We start from the raw sequence: 17606 nt of genomic DNA, 5'->3' as shown, positions 1-17606 counted from the left end.
CATGGCTCTGGCGTGCGCCGTCGCCGCCGGTCTGCTGCCGCTCGCCCAGGACCGGGCGGACCCCCGGGACGGCCGGGCCGGTTCGGTCGCCTCGGCCGATGTGCCCGCGGCGCCGAAGTCGGTGGCCGGCGACTGCAAGAACCCGGAGGCGAGCCTGAAGCCGTCCGGCAGGAGCGGGCCCGCCGTGGACCGCATCAAGGACCGGGGCTATCTGATCGCGGGCGTCGACCAGAACAGCTTCCGCTGGGGCTACCGGAACCCGGCCACCAAGGACCTCGAGGGCTTCGACATCGACCTGGCCCGGGCCATAGCGAAGGATCTGCTGGGCCCCGACGGCCGGGTCGTGTTCCGGGCCATCCCCACCGACCAGCGCATCCCCGCCCTGGAGCAGCGCAAGGTGGACGTCATCGTGCGGACGATGACGATCAACTGCGAACGCATCGAGCAGGTCGCCTTCTCCACCGCCTACTTCGAGGCCGGGCAGCAGGTGCTGGTGCCGAAGGGCTCGCCGGTCACCGCGTTCAACGACACCCTGCGCGGCCGCCGGGTGTGCACGGCGGCCGGTTCCACGGGCGAGGCCGAGCTGCGGAGGACCTCGCACGGCGCGAAGGTCACCACCGTGCCCAGCCAACTCGACTGCCTGGTGCGGCTGCAGCTCGGCCGGGCCGACGCGGTGATCACCGACAACGCCCTCGCGGCCGGTCAGGCGGCCCAGGACCCGTCCGTCGAACTGGTCGGTGAGCCGTTCACCCGGGAGCCGTACGGCGTGGCGATGAACCTCGGCGACGAAGACCTGGTACGCCGGGTCAACAAGGTCCTGGAGAAGTACCGCAAGGGCGGGGACGACAGCGGCTGGATGAAGGCGTACAAGCGCTGGCTCGAGGACGACCTGGACGGCATCGACGGCCCGCCCGAGCCCACGTACAAGAAGGACTGACCGTGCGCACCCGCCCACAGCGGCCGCGAGCAGAGGAGAGGTGATCGATGGGGGGCCCGGGAGCCGCCGGAGACCCGGTCATGGACCGGGACGACGCGGACCGTGCACTGGCCCGGCTGGGCGCGGAGCACGAGGCGATCGAGACATCGCTGCTGGCGTTGCAGGACCACGCGGGCCGCAGACTCCTCGAGGGCGCCGGGCTGACCGGCACCACCAGGAGCCGCTGGGCCGCCGCCGAGGCGCTCATCACCCTGCTCTGGACGTCCTTCGACGCCTACACCGCGGCGCTGCGGGAGGCCCGTGAGGTGCGTTCCCGGCGGCGCTGGCCGTCCCGGGAGGACCTGGCCGAGCTGACCCGGCTGCTGAGCGGTCCGGCCGTCACGCTCCCGGACTCCGCAGCGGGCGCGGGGACGGCGGACGCCGGGCTGTCGCCCGAGATCACCGGGCCGCCCGCCCGTCCCTGCGAGCGGCTGAGCCTGGAGGAGCTGGTCGGGCGGATGAACGACGGGTACGCCCGGGCCCTGGACGTGGTGGTGGCGGCCGACGCCGTCTGGTCCGCGCTGCCCGCCCGGATCGATCTGCTCGCCGCCGAGCTCCGGCGCACCCGTTCCCTGGCGCACTCCGTCGGGGTGCGCCCCGGCGAGCACCCGTCGGGCGACGACCTGGAGGAGATCACCCGGGAGTTGACCGCGCTGCGCGGCGAAGTGGTCTCGGATCCGCTGGCGTTCTGGGTCCCGGCCCGCTCCGGCAGTTCGGCGCCGGGCGGCGGCCGGCCGGACACCGGGCGCTACGACCGGGCGGCGCGGGCCCTGGAGGAGGTGCGGCGCGAGATCGAGGCGGTGCTGGCCGTCCGGCAGGACGCCGAACAGCGGCTGTTCCAGCTCCGCGACGTGCTGTCCCGGGCCGACCGGACGCTCACCGAGGCGCGGGAGGCGCGCGGCGAGGTGCTGGCGAAGATCGCCGCGTCCGAGGTGCCGGCGGTGAGCGGCCCGGCGACGGCGCTGCACGAACAGCTGGCGGCCGCGGCGGACTACCGGCGCCGCTCCCAGTGGCACCGGCTCTCCCCGCTGCTGGACACCCTGGAGGTACGGGCCGAGGACGAGCTGATGCGCGCCCGGGAGTCGCTGACGGCGGTGACCGCGCCGCTGGCCGTGCGGGCCGAACTCCGCGGCCGGCTCGACGCGTACCGGGCGAAGGTGGCCCGGCACGGCATGGCGGAGGACCCGATGCTCACCGAGCGGTACGACGCGGCGCGGCGGATGCTGTGGAGTGCGCCGTGCGATCTGCGCGCCGCCGAACAGGCGGTCCTGCGTTACCAACGGGCCGCCGCGGAGGTTCTCGTGCCGAGACAGGCCGGTCCCGAGGACCGTGAGGGGGACGGATGAAGAGCTGCCAGCGGCCGGGCTGCCCGGGCGCGTACGAGGACTTCGGGGGCGGGGAGCTGTACTGCGACACCTGCGGGCTGGCTCCCGTGGTGTCCGGGGACGGCACGGTGGCCTCCCAGGCGACCAGCGCCGTGGGCGGGCAGCGCGGCAGTTCGTCGTCCTCCTCGCGTGCCTCCCGCGCCTCGTCGCGCTCCTCGTCCTCCCGGCGTTCGGTGTCGGGGCGGCTGTCGCGCGCGCTGTCCGGCGGGCGGACGGTCCGCTCCGTGTCGGTGCGCAGCTCCGCCCGCTCCGCCGCCGGCCCGTCGGGGCGCAACAAGCTGGGCGCGGGGCTGGTCACGGTGCCGGAGGTGCCCCGTCCGGATCCGCGGACCGCGGTGCTGGAGCACGCCGAGGTTCCCGAGAGGAAGCGATTCTGCAGCCGGGGCGACTGCGGTGCCGCGGTGGGCCGGGCGCGCGGGGAGCGGCCGGGCCGGACGGAGGGGTTCTGCACCAAGTGCGGCCACCCGTACTCGTTCGTGCCCAAGCTGCGGGCCGGGGACGTGGTGCACGGCCAGTACGAGGTGGCGGGCTGCCTCGCGCACGGCGGGCTGGGCTGGATCTATCTGGCCGTCGACCGGGCGGTGTCCGACCGCTGGGTGGTCCTCAAGGGTCTGCTGGACACCGGTGACGAGGACGCGCTCGCCGCGGCCGTCTCCGAGCGGCGCTTCCTCGCCGAGATCGAGCACTCCACCATCGTCCGGATCTACAACTTCGTCGAGCACCTCGACCAGCGGACCGGCAGCCTCGACGGCTACATCGTCATGGAGTACGTCGGCGGCAAGTCGCTGAAGGAGATCGCCAACGAGCGGCGGGGGGCGGACGGCCGCCGCGATCCGCTGCCGGTCGAGCAGGCCTGCGCCTACGGGCTGGAGGCGCTGGACGCCCTCGGCCACCTGCACAGCCGCAACCTGCTGTACTGCGACTTCAAGGTGGACAACGCCATTCAGCAGCAGGACCGGCTCAAGCTCATCGACATGGGCGCGGTGCGCAGGATGGACGACCACGAGAGCGCCATCTACGGCACGATCGGCTACCAGGCTCCGGAGGTGGCGGAGTCCGGCCCGTCCGTCGCCTCGGACCTCTACACGGTGGCGCGCACCCTCGCGGTACTGACCTTCGACTTCCAGGGCTACACGAACGTCTTCGTGGACAGCCTGCCCGACCCCGGTCACATCGAGGTCTTCCGCCGCTACGAGTCCTTCTACCGGTTCCTGGTCCGGGCCACGGACCCCGATCCGGCGCGTCGGTTCGGCTCCGCCGAGGAGATGGCCGAGCAGCTGACCGGCGTCCTGCGGGAGGTCGTGGCGCTCGGCACGGGCCGGCCCCGGCCGGCGCTCTCCACCCTGTTCGGTCCGGAACTGCGGGTCACGGACACCCGGTTGTTCGCGGAGCAGTCCGGCGCGGTGTCGGTGCTGGGCGTCCGCTCGCCCCGGGTGCGCTCCATCGCCCGGCCGCGGCGCGGGCCGGCGGGCCCGGACGGACCGGCCGCCGGGGCCGTGGCTCTCCCCCGGCAGGCGACCGGTGGCGAACGGCCGGTGCCCGCCGCGGCGGGTCACGGGTCGGGGCACGGGCCGGGACACGGGTCGGTACACGAAGCCGGGCACGCGGCGGCCGGGGCGAACGGCGGGGCCGGGCACGGCTCCTCCGGTGGTGCGGCCGGGCACGGAACCGCGGGGTCCGCGGCACCGGGAACGGCTCTCCCGGGAGCGGCGGCTGCGCACAGCCCCGGAACGCTCTCCTCCGGAGCCGGGGCGGCCCCCTTCGCGGCCCTGGCCGACGACAGTGAGCACCCGGGGCTCGAACCGCTGGACACCCGGTCGGCCGTGCTCGCCCTGCCGGTGCCGCTGGTCGACCCCTCCGACCCCAACGCCGGGTTCCTCGCGGGGCTGCTGGCCTCCGCGCCCGCCGAACTGCTCGCCGCGCTCCGGGGCACGCCCACCGGCTCGGTGGAGCTGCGGCTCAGGGAGCTGCGGGCCCGGCTGGAGATGGGTGACCTCGGCGCCACGGCCGAGGTGCTGGCGGAGCTGGAGAGGGGGCACCCCGACGACTGGCGGGTGATCTGGTACCGCGGGGTGGCGTCCCTGGTGACCGGCGACGAGGAGTCGGCGGCCCTGTCGTTCGACGCCGTCTACGACGCGTTCCCCGGCGAGCCCGCCCCCAAGCTGGCGCTGGGCGTCTGTGCCGAGGTGCTGGGCCAGTTGGACAACGCCGCCGAGTACTACCACCTCGTCTGGGTGACCGACCCCAGCTATGTGAGCGCCGCCTTCGGGCTCGCCCGGGTGCGGCTCGCCGCCGGGGACCGGCCGGGAGCGGTGGCGGCCCTGGAGTCCGTTCCGGAGGCCTCCATCCACTACACGGCGGCCCGGGTCGCGGCGATACGCGCCCGGCTGCGGCAGCGCTCGGCCAGGGAACCGCTGCTCGACGATCTCACCGCCGCCGCAGGTCAGGTGGAGCGGCTCCGGGACTTCGGTCTGGACGCGGTCCGCCGCGAGCGGCTGGCCACCGAAGTTCTGGGCGCCGCGCTGGACTGGGTACTCTCCGGGAGACACGGCGCTCCCCCGGAGGGCGCCGTCCCCGGAGAGTACGGCTCGCTGCTCGGCAGCAGCCTGGACGAACGGGGCCTGCGCTTCGGACTGGAGCGCTCGTACCGGGTCCTCGCGCGGCTGGCCCAGCGCGGTGAGGAAAGGATCGAACTGGTGGAGCGGGCCAACCGTCTCCGCCCCAGGACGTGGGTGTAACGATGTCTCAAATGCCCCAGCCACCCCAGCTGTCCGCCTGCCCGAGCTGCGAAGAGCCGCTGGAGCCGGGGGACAACTTCTGCGGCGCGTGCGGGGCCGACCTGTCGGCCGCGACGGCGCCGCACACGGGCCGGCCCACGGCTGCCCGCAACGGGCAGGCCCGGACCGAGGCCGCGGAGGGTACCGTCCCCCGGCCGTCGGCCCGGCCCGCCGCCGATGGCGGGTCCGGCTCCGATCACGGGGCCGCGGCCGGTGACGGGCCCGCGGCCGGTGACGGGGCCGCCCCGTCGCGGCCGGGAGCCGGACCGGAGGCCGGTACGGCCGTTCCGCCACCGCCGCCGTATCCGCCGGCCGCGGCTCCGGAGCCCGTACCGGCACCGCCCGCGGCTCCCCCGGCTCCGGCGCGGCGTCACCAGGGCCACGGCCCGGACACGGCTCACGACGTACCGGAGGGCCGGGGCCCGGCCACGGCTCCGGACACGGCTCCGGACACGGCCGCCGGCGGGGTTCCGCTTCCCGAGGCGGAAGGCGGGGACTACTCCCTCCAGGCGCCCGCCCCGGCCGGGGCCCCGGGGGCGGAACTCGCCGCCGAGCCGGACGACTACGCGCTGGCCGCCCCCGCCGCGGAGCCCCCGCGGGAGCCGGGAGTCCGAACGGCGGGCGAGCCGGCCGACGCCGACGGCCCGAACGCCGGTGCGGGCCCTCAGCCCGGTTCCGTTCCGGCGGCGGGTTCCGTTCCTGCTGCGGGTTCCGTTCCGGCGGCGGGTTCCGTTCCTGCTGCGGGTTCCGTTCCTGCTGCGGGTCCGGAGAGCGGTACCGCCCCGGAGGCCGGCTCCGCTCCCGAGGACCCGCGGACCGCGGCGGCCTACGGAACGGCCGAGTCCGCGCGGGCGGTGGCCGACACCCCCGGCGGCCCGGAGGGCAAGGGCCGGACGTGCGTCGCCTGCCGCATGGGGGTGATCGACCGGGACGGCTACTGCGAGAACTGCGGCCACGCCCAGCCCCGCGAGCGGGACCACCTGGAGGAGGCGCTGGACGGCGTGGCGGCGGTCAGCGACCGCGGGCTGCGGCACCACCGCAACGAGGACGCGTTCGCGCTCTCCTCCGCCGCGCTGCCGGACGGCGCTCCGGCCGTCGTGGCGGTCGTCTGCGACGGCGTCTCCTCGGCCACCCGGCCGGACGAGGCCTCCCAGGCGGCCTCGGAGGCGGCGAGCGCCTCGCTGCTCGCCGCGCTGCCCCGCGGCACCCACCCGCAGCAGGCCATGCACGAGGCGATCCTCGCCGCCGCGCAGGCCGTCAACTCCCTGGCGCAGACCGCGGCGGAGGACGAGCGGGAGTCGCACCGGAACCGGAACGCCCCCGCCTGCACCATCGTGAGCGCGGTGGTCTCCGCGGGCATCCTCACGGTCGGCTGGATCGGCGACAGCCGGGCCTACTGGGTCCCCGAGGACCGGACGGCCCCGCCCGCGCGGCTCACCGAGGACGATTCGTGGGCCGCGCAGATGGTGGCCACGGGCCTGATGTCGGAGGCGGAGGCGTACGCCGACGCCCGGGCACACGCGATCACCGGCTGGCTCGGCGCGGACGCGTACGAACTCGACCCGCACACCGCCTCGTTCAAGCCCGACCGGCCCGGTGTCGTGGTGGTCTGCACCGACGGGCTGTGGAACTACGCCGAGGGCGCCGCGGACATGGCCCTGGCCGTGCCGACGGACGCCCGGTCCCGGCCGCTGCACGGCGCCCGGACGCTGGTCGGTTACGCGCTCGACGGCGGGGGGCACGACAACGTCACGGTGGCGGTGGTGCCGTTCCCGCTCCCCGGCACGGAAGCTGATCCGGCCTGAGCGGCCCTTGCACCATGCCCGCCCGGGTCGCGCGCACTTGGCGCAATGCCCCCTGAGCGGCGACCGCCGGCCTGAGCGGCACCGGCGGCACCGGCCCGAAAAGCCGCCGCTGAACAACCGAACGGCCCCGGAGAGCATCAGTACCGTCAAGGGCCCGCCGGCCGGACCGGCCGGCGGGCCCGCACGGGGGCAGCGCCCGTCCGGACCCGCGCCCGCCCCTTCCGACCAGGTCCGGACGGAGTGTCGAGGAGCGGATCAGATGGGCGACTTCCCCCAGCACAGCGGGCCGCGGTTCTCCGTCGAGGTGTACCAGAACGAACACCTCCCCGAGGGCGGGCGCGAGGTGCACGCCGTCGTCACCGTGACCTCGGCCGGTGACGGCGCGGGCCCCGCCGCGGGAGCGCCGCCGCAGGGCGCGGGGCCGGACGCGGCCGTGGTCGTCATGGTGGACTGCTCCGGCTCCATGGGGCACTCGCCGGGCAAGCTGCGCGGCGCCCGGGAGGCGACGGCGGCCGCGATCGACGCCCTGCGCGACGGCGTCCGCTTCGCGGTGATCGCCGGTACCCACACGGCCCGTCCGGTGTTTCCCGCGGCGGGCGGTCTGGCCACGGCCGGGCCGGACACCCGGAAGCAGGCCAAGCGGGCACTGAACGGCCTGCGGGCGGACGGCGGCACCGCCATCGGCAGCTGGCTGCGGCTCGCCGACCGGCTGCTCGGCGCGGCGGACGTATCCCTTCGCCACGGCATCCTGCTGACCGACGGGCGCAACGAGCACGAGTCACCGGAGGAGCTCCGCGCCGCCCTCGCCGCCTGCGCGGGCCGGTTCACCTGTGACGCGCGGGGCGTGGGCACGGACTGGGAGGTCAAGGAGGTCACCGGGATCGCCTCGGCCCTGCTCGGCAGCGCCGACATCGTGGCCGATCCGGCCGGGCTGGCCGCGGACTTCACGCGGATGATGGAGGACGCGATGGGCAAGGCGGTCGCCGATGTCGCGCTGCGGGTGTGGACCCCGGTGGGCGCGGAGATCGTCTTCGTGAAGCAGGTGGCGCCGACGGTGGAGGACCTGACCGGCCGGCGGACGGCGGCCGGGCCCCGGGCCGGCGACTATCCGACGGGGTCCTGGGGCGCGGAGTCCCGGGACTACCACCTGTGCGTCCGGGTTCCGGCGGCGGAGGTGGGCCGGGAGATGCTGGCGGCGCGGGCCTCGCTGGTCCGTCCGCGGCCGGACGGCGGGGTGCCCGAAGCCCTGGGGCAGGGACTCGTCCGGGCGGTGTGGACCGACGATCTCGCCGCCTCGACCTCCATCGATCCACAGGTCGCGCACTACACAGGACAGGCGGAACTGTCACAGGTCATCCAACAGGGACTGGATGCCCGCAAGTCGGGCCATGTCGCCGAAGCGACGGCGAAGCTGGGCCGCGCCGTGCAACTGGCGAGTGTGTCGGGAAATGACGGTACGGCGAAACTCCTGGCGAAGGTGGTGGACGTCGTCGACGCGGCGACAGGTACTGTGCGACTGAAAGCGAAGGTCGCGGAAGCCGACGAGATGACTCTCGAGACGCGCTCCACCAAGACGGTTCGCGTCAAGAAGTGACCAGAAGCGGTCCGGAGGGGCCGAGGTGAAAGGGGGAGGCACCGACATGCCGACTTGCCCGAACGGACACCAGTCGGGTTCCGACGACTGGTGCGAGGTCTGCGGACACCGCATGGCCGGTGCCGGGGCTCCGGCAGGAGCCGTCCCGCCGCCTCCCCCGCCCCCGCCGATGCCCGGCGCCCATGCTCCGGGTGCCCCGATGGGCGGCGGTCCGGGCGGCTACGGATACCCCAACCCGGCCACCGGGGCCACCGGTCCGGGGGTGCCGATGGGCGGCGGCGGGTACGGCTACCCGAACCCGGGCGGCCACCCCAACCGGCCCCCGGGGATGTACGACCCGCACGCCACCGCGCAGGCGGAGCTCTGCCCGCAGTGCCGTACGCCGCGGGAGGCGCAGGCGCCGTTCTGCGAGGAGTGCCGCTACAACTTCCTGACGCACTCCCCCACCGCGTTCGCGCCGCCGTCGCATCAGCCGCAGCCGGGCGGGCCGCAGCAGTCGCACGGGTTCGGGCAGCCGCCGCAGCCGTCCCAGGGCCACCAGGGGCCGCCGCAGGGGTTCGACTACCAGGCGTCGCGCCCCTCCCAGATGAACCGGCCGGCCGAGCCGCTCTCTCCCGAGCCGCAGCAGCAGGCGCCGCACGGCGCACCGCAGCAGGCCCCGTACCAGGCGCCGCAGCCCGGCTTCGGGTCGAACGACGACTGGACGCTGCCCCCGCCGGCGCAGCCCCAGGGCGCGCCGCAGGCCCCGGACTTCGGGCAGCCGGTCGGACAGCCGCACGCTCCGGAGTTCGGACAGCCGGTCGGACAGCCTCAGGCACCGGACTTCGGGCAGCCGCAGGCCCCCGACTACGGCCCCGCAGGGCAGCAGCCGTACCCCCCGCAGGGTGCTCCGGCCGGTCCGCCGGCCCCGCCCGCGCACCCGGAACCGTCCGGGACCTGGGTCGCGGTCATCGCCCCGGACCGTGAGTACTTCATGGCCATGATGCGGCGCAGCGGCCCCGAGGCAACGGGCCTCAACCTCCCGGCGTACTCCCCGGAGCAGCAGCTCGAACTCTCCGGCGGCCAGGTCACCATCGGCCGCCGCCGCAACAGCACCGGCGAGTCGCCGGACATCGACCTGTCCCGCCCGCCGGAGGACCCCGGCGTCTCGCACCAGCACGCGCTGCTGGTGCAGCAGCCGGACGGGAACTGGGCGGTCGTCGACCAGGACTCCACCAACGGCACGACCATCAATGGCGGCGAGGACTCGATCCAGCCGTTCATCCCGGTTCCGCTGCAGGACGGGGACCGGGTGCACGTGGGCGCTTGGACCACGATCACCGTCCGCCGCGGCTGACGGGACCGACAGCGCCTGAGCGAGCGGATACCGTCCGGCGTTCCCGGTGTTCTCAGCGGGACGTTGTTCTTCGGCCCCGGTTCGCGGCTCCTGAGCAGGTGAGGAGCCGCGAACCGGGGCTGTGCCGTGCTGTGTCGGGCCGTGGTGTGCCGTGCTGTGTCGGGCCGTGGTGTGCCGTGCTGTGTCGTTCGGCTTCGTTACGTGTCCGTGGCCCCCGGCGTTCCGCGGCCCCGGCGTTCCCTGGTGCCGAGCGCCCGGCTTCCGGCTTCCGGCTTCCGGCTTCCGGCTTCCGGCTTCCGGGGCTGAGCCTGAGTCCCGGGTCCCGGTACCTGGCCTCTGCCCCAGGTCTCACTCCCGCTCTCGGTCCCGGGTCCCGGGTCAGCGTCCCCGCGGGCCGGCCGCCCCGACCGCCGCGCCGTCGCCCAGCGGCCAGGTGTGCGGGCCGTCCGGGCTGTCCAGCCAGGCCCACTGGCGGTCGCCGCGGACCGTGACCCCGAACCGTTCACGCCCCGGCCGGTGCGCGTCCTCCCAGAGCTCGTACACCGACTCCGGCGCCTGCCGGCCGGCGGTCAGCGCGAGCAGGAAGGGGAACGGCTCCTCGTCGAGAACCTCCGGCGGCAGGGAGCGAGTGTCCACCGGCTGCGGCTCCGGCCCGCCCCGGAGCGGTACGAAGTAGGCGGAGGTGTGCAGAAAGCGGCCCTCCGCGTGCCGGGCGTCCCTGACCCGCAGCGCGATCAGGCCGGTCGCCAGCGGGGCCAGGACGAGCCCGCCCGGACGGCACTGGGCGACCCAGGCGGGCGGCACGGCGGCCAGGGAGCAGGTGGCGAGGATCCGGTCGTAGGGGGCGCCCGTGGCCCAGCCGCGCGCTCCGTCGCCGGTGACGACCTCGGGACGGTGGCCGGCCGCGGCGAGGTGGTCGCGGGCGGAGGAGGCGATCTCCGGGTCGAGGTCCACGGTCGTCACCCGGTCCTCGCCGAGCCGGTGCGAGAGCAGCCCGGCGTTGTACCCGGTGCCCGCGCCGATCTCCAGGACCCGGTCGCCGTCGTGCACCCCGAGAACCTCCAGCATCCGCGCCATCAGCGACGGCTGGCTGCTGGAGGAGATGAGCCGGCCGTCCCGGACGCGGGTGGCGAGCGGGGTGTCGGCGTAGGCGCCGGACAGCCAGCGGGCCCGGACGCGGGGATCCGGATGGTCGCGGCCGACCTGCTCGAAGCCGTCCTCGACGGCCACGTAGTAGTACGGCACGAAGAGGTGGCGCGGCACCCGGACGAACGCCGCCCGCCAGGCCGGGTCGGTGAGCCCGCCGTCCGCGACGATCACGCGGACGAGCGCCGCCCGGGCGGCGGCCGCGGCGGCGTCCGTGCGGGCGCCGTCACCGGCCGCGTCACCCCTGCCGCCCTGCCTGCCCATGCCTCCACTGTGCTGCGCACGGCTCGGCGACGCGACACCGTACGCACTTAGCGGCTTTTGCGCCAATTGTCCTGCCGGTCCTACGCCGCCGGTCCTCGGCTGGGCCGTCTGAGACCATGGGGAGCGTGAATGAGATTCCGCGCGGCACGCTGCAGGAGCAGACCTTCTACGAGCAGGTCGGCGGTGAGCCGACCTTCCGACGGCTGGTGCACCGCTTCTATCAGGGCGTCGCCGAAGACCCGCTGCTGCGGCCGATGTACCCGGAGGAGGACCTGGGGCCGGCCGAGGAACGGCTCACCCTCTTCCTCATCCAGTACTGGGGCGGTCCGCGCACCTACAGCGACAACCGCGGACACCCGCGGCTGCGGATGCGGCACGCTCCGTTCACGGTGAACCAGGCCGCGCACGACGCCTGGCTGCGTCATATGCGCGTCGCGGTCGACGAGCTGGAGCTGGCGCCGGAGCACGAGGCCGAGCTGTGGAAGTACCTCACCTACGCGGCCGCTTCCATGGTCAACAGCGCCGAATGAGACCGACCGACCAGGAGCTCCGGTCCCCGGCCGGGCACGGCGCCGCAGGCACGGAGACGACGGACATCCGGCCATTGCCGCTGCCCGGCCCGAGGGACGCCGTGCGGGAACCTGCCTCCGGTGCGGCAGCGCTGGAGCCAGCGGTTCCGGATCCGGCCGTGCCCGACCCGGCGGTGCTGGACCCGGCGGACGGTGCCTTCGCCCGCGACCCCTTTCCGTACTACGCGGCGCTGCGCACCCGGGGTCCCGCGGCGCGCGTCGAGCTGGCCAACGGCTCCAGCGCCTGGCTGGTCACCGGCTACGAGCAGACGCGGGCGGTGCTCTCCGACCCCCGGTTCTCCAATGTGCCGCCGCAGGGCGCGGGCCGGCCCAAGCCCGACTCCCCCGCCCAGCGCGCCCGCGCCTGCCTCGCGCGCCACATGCTCAACTCCGACGCCCCCGACCACACCCGGCTGCGCCGGCTGACCGCCGCCGCCTTCACCCCGCGCCGGGTCGACGCGCTGCGGCCGCGGATCGAGGAGCTGACGGCCGGGCTCGTCGGCGAGCTGGTCGACCGGCTGGAGCGGGACGGTTCCGCGGACCTGGTCGACGTCTTCGCGTTCCCGCTCCCGGTCCTGGTGATCGGCGAGGTCCTGGGCGTGCCGGAGGCCGACCGGGCCGATCTGCGGGAGTGGACCTACCGGGTGGGTTCCCCGGCCGACGCCCTGGCCCAGGGCGAGGTCGACGAGGCCTGGACCCGGCTGCACGGCTACTTCACCTCGCTCATCGCGGAGAAGCGGCGCTCGCCGGGCGAGGACCTGTTCAGCGCGCTGGTGCACGACTCGTCGGAAGGCGGGCTCGACGACGGCGAGCTGCTCGCCATGGCCTTCCTGCTGCTCTTCGCGGGCTACGAGACGACCATGAACCTGCTGGCCTCCGCATCGTTGCTGCTGCTCACCCACCCGGAGGAGCTGGCGGCGGCGCAGGAGGAACCGGGCCGCTGGCCCGCGGTCGTGGAGGAGGCGCTGCGGCACGCCAGCCCGCTGGAGGGCACGACGTGGCGACGCACGACGGAGCAGGTGGATCTCGGCGAAGGGGTCGTCATACCGGCGGGCGCCTCGGTCCTGGCGGTGCTCGCCGCCGCCAACCGCGATCCGGCGGTCTTCCCCGCCCCGGACGCCTTCCTGCCGGACCGCTACGCGGACGGTTCGACGGGGCCGGTCGGCGCGGTGGACGCACGGAGCTCGGTCAACGGGGCGGGCACAGTGGGCTCGGCCGGCGGCCCGGGCACGGTGAGCTCGGTCGGTGGTGCGGACGCGGTGGGCTCGGTCGATGGTCCGGACGCCGTGGGTCCGGAAGAGCCGGTGGGTCCGGAGAGCGCGGTCGGCCCGGCGTGTCCGGCCGGCGCGGCCGGCGACGGGTCGCACCCCGGCCCCTCCGGTCGCCGGACCGGGACACGGGCCGCGGCGCACGCCGCCTTCGGGCACGGTCCGCACTTCTGTGTCGGGTCGCGGCTGGCCCGGCTGGAGGCGGCGGTGGCACTCCCGCTCCTCTTCGACGCCCTGCCGGGACTGCGCCTCGCGGCCGATCCCGGCGAACTCCCCTACCGTCCGGGGCTGTTGGTCCGCGGCCCGCGCCGACTGCCGGTCATCCTCGCGGACGACGCGCGGGAGTGAGAGCGGAGCGGTAGCGCGGGCGACACCGGTACCCGGCCTGACGTTCCGGCACCCGGTCCGTCGCTCCAGCCGCTCGCTCCGCCGCGCCCAAGACGCCCGTTCCGGCGTCTCCGGCCTCTGCGGCAGTTGCTCCGGCTTCTCCTCCGGGTCTCCGGCGTGCGGGCGGCCCGGGGAGGCCGGTCGGGACACCCCGGGCGGCCGGTCAGCGCGGGGTGACGCTCAGGCCGGACAGGCCCGGAAGGTCCGTCCGGCGCACGGCCACCGAGCCGTACGGGGTGCTCAGCCGCAGCCAGCTGCCCGCGGCGAACAGGGCGAGCCGCTCCGGCACCGCCGGTTCCGGAGCGAGAACCGTGGCCGTGCCGTGGCCGTGGCGCGCGGTCCCCGGTCCGTCGGCCACGGAGACCCCGTTCACGGAAACACCGTTCGCGGAAACACCGGTTGCCGAACCGCCGGTTGGCGAACCGCCGGTCACGGAGGCATCCCTCGCAGCAGCGCCGTCCGGCCGGGCCCCGGCGGCGGGTACCCGCGCCCGGGCGGGGCGGAGGAAGCCGAGCGACTGGGCGGCGTGCACCGCGCGCAGCGGGAGGCGGGTGTCCCCCAGGGTGCGCGACCAGATCTCGCCGCCGATCCGGTCGAACTCCGTACGGGTCCGGCCGTCCTCCGGAAGCGCCTCGATCCGGGTGCGGAACTCCCTGACGGCCGCGGCGACGGCTGCCCGGACCTCGTCCGCCCCGGGGAAGCCCTCGACGCGCCGCCAGCCGCCCCGCGGCGGCAGCACACCGGCCCACGGGGGGCCGGTGACGGACTCGGGCACCGGGACCGTCAGTTCGCCCGTGGTGCGCTCCCCACCGCCGGTCGCGGTGTCGAGGGCGTCGGCGAGCATGCCCGCCGAGACGGTCGCGTCCAAAGCCGCAACGGTCTCCGTCGCCCCGGTCCCGTCGTGCGGGACCGGGCCCGCGGCCAGCCGGGCCGTGCGGATGGCCAGTACCTCGAAGGAGGCGGGCCGGCCGAAGACCGCCAGCACCCCTCCGGCCTCCGGGGCGGCAGCTCCCGGCTCCGCCTGGAGACGGACCGCGGCCCGGCGGTCGTAGTGGATCAGCCGGGCCAGGAAGGCGGCGAGATCCGCCGCCTCCCCGGCGTCGGCGAGACGCAGCGCCGTCATGCGGCGAAGGCCTCCTCCGCGGCATCGACCAGGTACCGCTCGAGGACGGTGCGTTCCTCGGTGGTGATCCGCCGCGGACGGCCCGAGGCGAAGTCGAACGGCACGACGGTCGTCGAGGCCCGCACATACACCTGCTCGGCGTCCTTCACCTCGTAGGAGACGGTCATCGACGCGGCACCGATCTTCGTCACCCAGGTCTCCACGGTGACCGGCTCGTGCCGGTGCACCAGCGGGCGCAGGTAGTCGATCTCGTGCCGGGCGACGACCGAGCCCCCGGTGAAGGAGCCGTTGCCGTCCGCGGTCGCCAGCCGGTGCATGAAGTCGATCCGGGCCTCCTCCAGGTAGCGGAGGAAGACCACGTTGTTCACGTGACCGAACGCATCCATGTCCGACCAGCGCAGCGGGCAGGAATAGGTGTGCCGCACGCTCAGCCCCGGGTCAGCTTCTTGTACGTGGCACGGTGCGGACGGGCCGCGTCCGCGCCGAGCCGCTCGACCTTGTTCTTCTCGTACGACTCGAAGTTGCCCTCGAACCAGAACCACTTGGACTCGCCCTCGTAGGCGAGGATGTGGGTCGCGACGCGGTCCAGGAACCAGCGGTCGTGGGAGACCACCACGGCGCAGCCGGGGAAGTCCAGCAGCGCGTTCTCCAGCGAGGACAGGGTCTCGACGTCGAGGTCGTTGGTCGGCTCGTCGAGGAGCAGCAGGTTGCCGCCCTGCTTGAGGGTGAGCGCGAGGTTGAGGCGGTTGCGCTCACCGCCGGAGAGCACACCGGCCGGCTTCTGCTGGTCCGGTCCCTTGAAGCCGAACGCGGAGACGTACGCCCGGGACGGCATCTCGACCTGGCCGACGTTGATGTAGTCCAGCTCGTCGGAGACGACCGCCCACAGCGTCTTCTTGGCGTCGATGTTGGCGCGGGACTGGTCGACGTAGGAGATCTTGACGGTCTCGCCGACCTTGATCTTGCCCGAGTCGGGGGTCTCCAGGCCCTGGATCATCTTGAACAGCGTCGTCTTGCCGGCGCCGTTGGGGCCGATCACGCCGACGATGCCGTTGCGCGGCAGGGTGAAGGAGAGGTCGTCGATGAGGACCTTCTCACCGAACGCCTTGGAGAGGTTCTCCACCTCGACGACGATGTTGCCCAGGCGCGGGCCCGGCGGGATCTGGATCTCCTCGAAGTCCAGCTTCCGGGTCTTCTCCGCCTCGGCCGCCATCTCCTCGTAGCGGGTCAGACGGGCCTTGGACTTGGCCTGCCGGCCCTTGGCGTTGGAGCGGACCCAGTCCAGCTCGTCCTTGAGGCGCTTGGCGCGCTTGGCGTCCTTCTGCCCCTCGACCTTGAGACGGGTCTGCTTGGTCTCCAGGTACTTGGAGTAGTTGCCCTCGTACGGGTAGAGGCGACCGCGGTCGACCTCGCAGATCCACTGGGCGACGTTGTCGAGGAAGTACCGGTCGTGGGTGACGGCGACGACGGTGCCGGCGTACTTCTCCAGGTGCTGCTCCAGCCACTGGACGGACTCGGCGTCCAGGTGGTTGGTGGGCTCGTCGAGGAGGAGCAGGTCGGGGGCCTCGAGCAGCAGCTTGCAGAGCGCGACGCGGCGCTTCTCACCGCCGGAGAGGTTGGTGACGGGCCAGTCGCCGGGCGGGCAGCCGAGGGCGTCCATGGCCTGCTCGAGCTGGGCGTCGAGGTCCCAGGCGTTGCTGTGGTCGAGCGCCTCCTGGAGCTTGCCCATCTCCTCGAGCAGGGCGTCCGAGTAGTCGGTGGCCATCTGCTCGGCGATCTCGTTGAACCGCTTGAGCTTGACCATCGTGTCGGCCGCGCCGTCCTGGACGTTCTCCAGCACGGTCTTGGACTCGTCGAGCGGCGGCTCCTGGAGAAGGATGCCGACGGTGTAACCGGGCGTGAGGAAGGCGTCACCGTTCGACGGCTGCTCCAGCCCCGCCATGATCTTCAGGATGGTCGACTTGCCGGCGCCGTTCGGACCGACGACACCGATCTTGGCTCCGGGGTAGAAGCTCGTCGTCACATCGTCGAGGATCACCTTGTCGCCGTGCGCCTTACGCGCCTTGCGCATGGTGTAGATGAACTCAGCCAAGAGAAACCGTCCGGCGATCGATGGGTGGGCAGATGTAATCCATCTTGCCGTACGCCCGGCGCGGGACGGAAACGAGTAGCTCAGGGCACGCCCGTCCCTCCGCCGCTTCCGCCTCCCCTGCCCCCTCCGCATCCGACCGCAGGTGGTGACCGCCTCCGTCCCGGCCGCTCCGGTGCCGGTCCGGTGCCGGGGCGATGTCGGGGCGATGTCGGTCCGGTGCCGGGGCGGTGTCGGTCCGCGGTCCGGTGCCGCGGCGGGCTCGCCCCGGCTCGTGCGGCTACGCGCGCCGGAGCTCCGCCTGGTCCCGCACCTCGGTCACCTGCTCGCCGTCGTGGACATACGCCACCACGCCGGACCACCGGCCGTCGGGAGCCCGGCGCCATTCGATCAGGAGTCCGGGCAGCCAGGCGCCGTCGACCAGCACCTCGCACGGTTTCGTCCGCGCCGAGGGGCGATGGTCCGGGAAGCAGGGTATGCAGGCGCCCCGCCCCTCCGCCTGAGCGACGGAAAGCGCGACGTTCCGCGGGGTGTGCGTCTCACGACCGAAGCGCTGGGCCTTCCGCCGGCCGTCGTACAGCGCCTCACAGCCCGTGGTGCGGTGGAAGACGGATCCCCCCTGGGTGGTGAACACCCGTCGCGTCAGCCCCCGGGGCACCGGAGCGCACTCCGTGCACTGGCCGACCACGAGTTCGTGCACACATCGTTCGTCCCCCATGCACCGATGATTTCGGCGGAGCACCGGGGTCACAAGAGTGGATCACGCCGTCCGGATCCGGTCACGCGACGCCCCCTTCGGAGCCGCGCCTTCCGCGAGGGGCCGCAGCTCGTCGGCGACCCGTTCCACGGCCTCGTCCGGCGGGCCGGACGTGGGGGGGGGGGGGGGG

The 17606-nt window shown here is 74.4% G+C and carries 13 protein-coding genes; 8 read left to right on the top strand and 5 right to left on the bottom strand.

Annotated elements, in window-relative coordinates:
- Position 1 precedes the first annotated feature (1 nt).
- The 6 genes from AC3EQ1_RS12440 (at position 2) to AC3EQ1_RS12415 (ending at position 9873) form a co-directional block, all read left to right on the top strand.
- Positions 2 to 937, top strand: coding sequence for a glutamate ABC transporter substrate-binding protein (locus AC3EQ1_RS12440; protein ID WP_432094384.1), 936 nt, complete (start codon positions 2 to 4; stop codon positions 935 to 937).
- A 47-nt stretch (positions 938 to 984) separates the two neighbouring features.
- A complete protein-coding gene (locus AC3EQ1_RS12435; RefSeq protein WP_432094383.1) occupies positions 985 to 2322 on the top strand; it encodes a hypothetical protein in 1338 nt (445 codons plus the stop codon).
- Positions 2319 to 5099 (top strand): serine/threonine-protein kinase, encoded by a 2781-nt coding sequence (locus tag AC3EQ1_RS12430; RefSeq protein WP_432094382.1) that lies wholly within the window; start codon positions 2319 to 2321, stop codon positions 5097 to 5099. The genes AC3EQ1_RS12435 and AC3EQ1_RS12430 overlap by 4 nt, the downstream gene beginning before the upstream one ends.
- An 11-nt stretch (positions 5100 to 5110) precedes the next feature.
- A complete protein-coding gene (locus tag AC3EQ1_RS12425; protein ID WP_432094381.1) occupies positions 5111 to 6943 on the top strand; it encodes a PP2C family protein-serine/threonine phosphatase in 1833 nt (610 codons plus the stop codon).
- Positions 6944 to 7202: 259 nt separating this feature from the next.
- Positions 7203 to 8537 carry a vWA domain-containing protein gene (locus AC3EQ1_RS12420; protein ID WP_432094380.1) on the top strand — a complete coding sequence of 445 codons (1335 nt, stop codon included), beginning with the start codon at positions 7203 to 7205 and terminating at the stop codon, positions 8535 to 8537.
- A 46-nt stretch (positions 8538 to 8583) separates the two neighbouring features.
- Positions 8584 to 9873 (top strand): FHA domain-containing protein, encoded by a 1290-nt coding sequence (locus AC3EQ1_RS12415; RefSeq protein ID WP_432094379.1) that lies wholly within the window; start codon positions 8584 to 8586, stop codon positions 9871 to 9873.
- 378 nt (positions 9874 to 10251) lie between these two features.
- Here the strand turns inward: AC3EQ1_RS12415 and AC3EQ1_RS12410 are convergent, their stop codons facing one another.
- Positions 10252 to 11283, bottom strand: coding sequence for a methyltransferase domain-containing protein (locus AC3EQ1_RS12410; protein ID WP_432094378.1), 1032 nt, complete (start codon positions 11281 to 11283; stop codon positions 10252 to 10254).
- 125 nt (positions 11284 to 11408) lie between these two features.
- On the opposite strand from AC3EQ1_RS12410, the gene AC3EQ1_RS12405 reads away from it, so the two are divergent.
- Positions 11409 to 11813 carry a globin gene (locus AC3EQ1_RS12405; protein ID WP_432094377.1) on the top strand — a complete coding sequence of 135 codons (405 nt, stop codon included), beginning with the start codon at positions 11409 to 11411 and terminating at the stop codon, positions 11811 to 11813.
- Positions 11814 to 11971: 158 nt separating this feature from the next.
- Positions 11972 to 13468: a cytochrome P450 gene (locus AC3EQ1_RS12400; RefSeq protein ID WP_432094376.1), complete on the top strand. Its 1497-nt coding sequence runs from the start codon at positions 11972 to 11974 to the stop codon at positions 13466 to 13468.
- A 202-nt stretch (positions 13469 to 13670) separates the two neighbouring features.
- Here the strand turns inward: AC3EQ1_RS12400 and AC3EQ1_RS12395 are convergent, their stop codons facing one another.
- The 4 genes from AC3EQ1_RS12395 to AC3EQ1_RS12380 form a co-directional block, all read right to left on the bottom strand.
- On the bottom strand, positions 13671 to 14630 hold the full coding sequence (locus AC3EQ1_RS12395; RefSeq protein ID WP_432094375.1) for a DUF8185 domain-containing protein: 960 nt from the start codon (positions 14628 to 14630) through the stop codon (positions 13671 to 13673).
- Complete coding sequence (locus AC3EQ1_RS12390; RefSeq protein ID WP_432094374.1) at positions 14627 to 15055, bottom strand: acyl-CoA thioesterase; 429 nt, start codon at positions 15053 to 15055, stop codon at positions 14627 to 14629. The genes AC3EQ1_RS12395 and AC3EQ1_RS12390 overlap by 4 nt, the downstream gene beginning before the upstream one ends.
- A gap of 2 nt (positions 15056 to 15057) precedes the next feature.
- On the bottom strand, positions 15058 to 16722 hold the full coding sequence (gene ettA / locus AC3EQ1_RS12385) for an energy-dependent translational throttle protein EttA (RefSeq protein WP_351510262.1): 1665 nt from the start codon (positions 16720 to 16722) through the stop codon (positions 15058 to 15060).
- A gap of 277 nt (positions 16723 to 16999) precedes the next feature.
- Positions 17000 to 17437 (bottom strand): hypothetical protein, encoded by a 438-nt coding sequence (locus AC3EQ1_RS12380; RefSeq protein ID WP_432094373.1) that lies wholly within the window; start codon positions 17435 to 17437, stop codon positions 17000 to 17002.
- Between the last annotated feature and the right edge of the window lie 169 nt (positions 17438 to 17606).

The organism is Streptomyces sp. bgisy100, assembly GCF_057709105.1.
The sequence above is the reverse complement of the archived record's forward strand: the minus strand, read 5'-3'. Positions and strand labels throughout refer to the sequence as shown.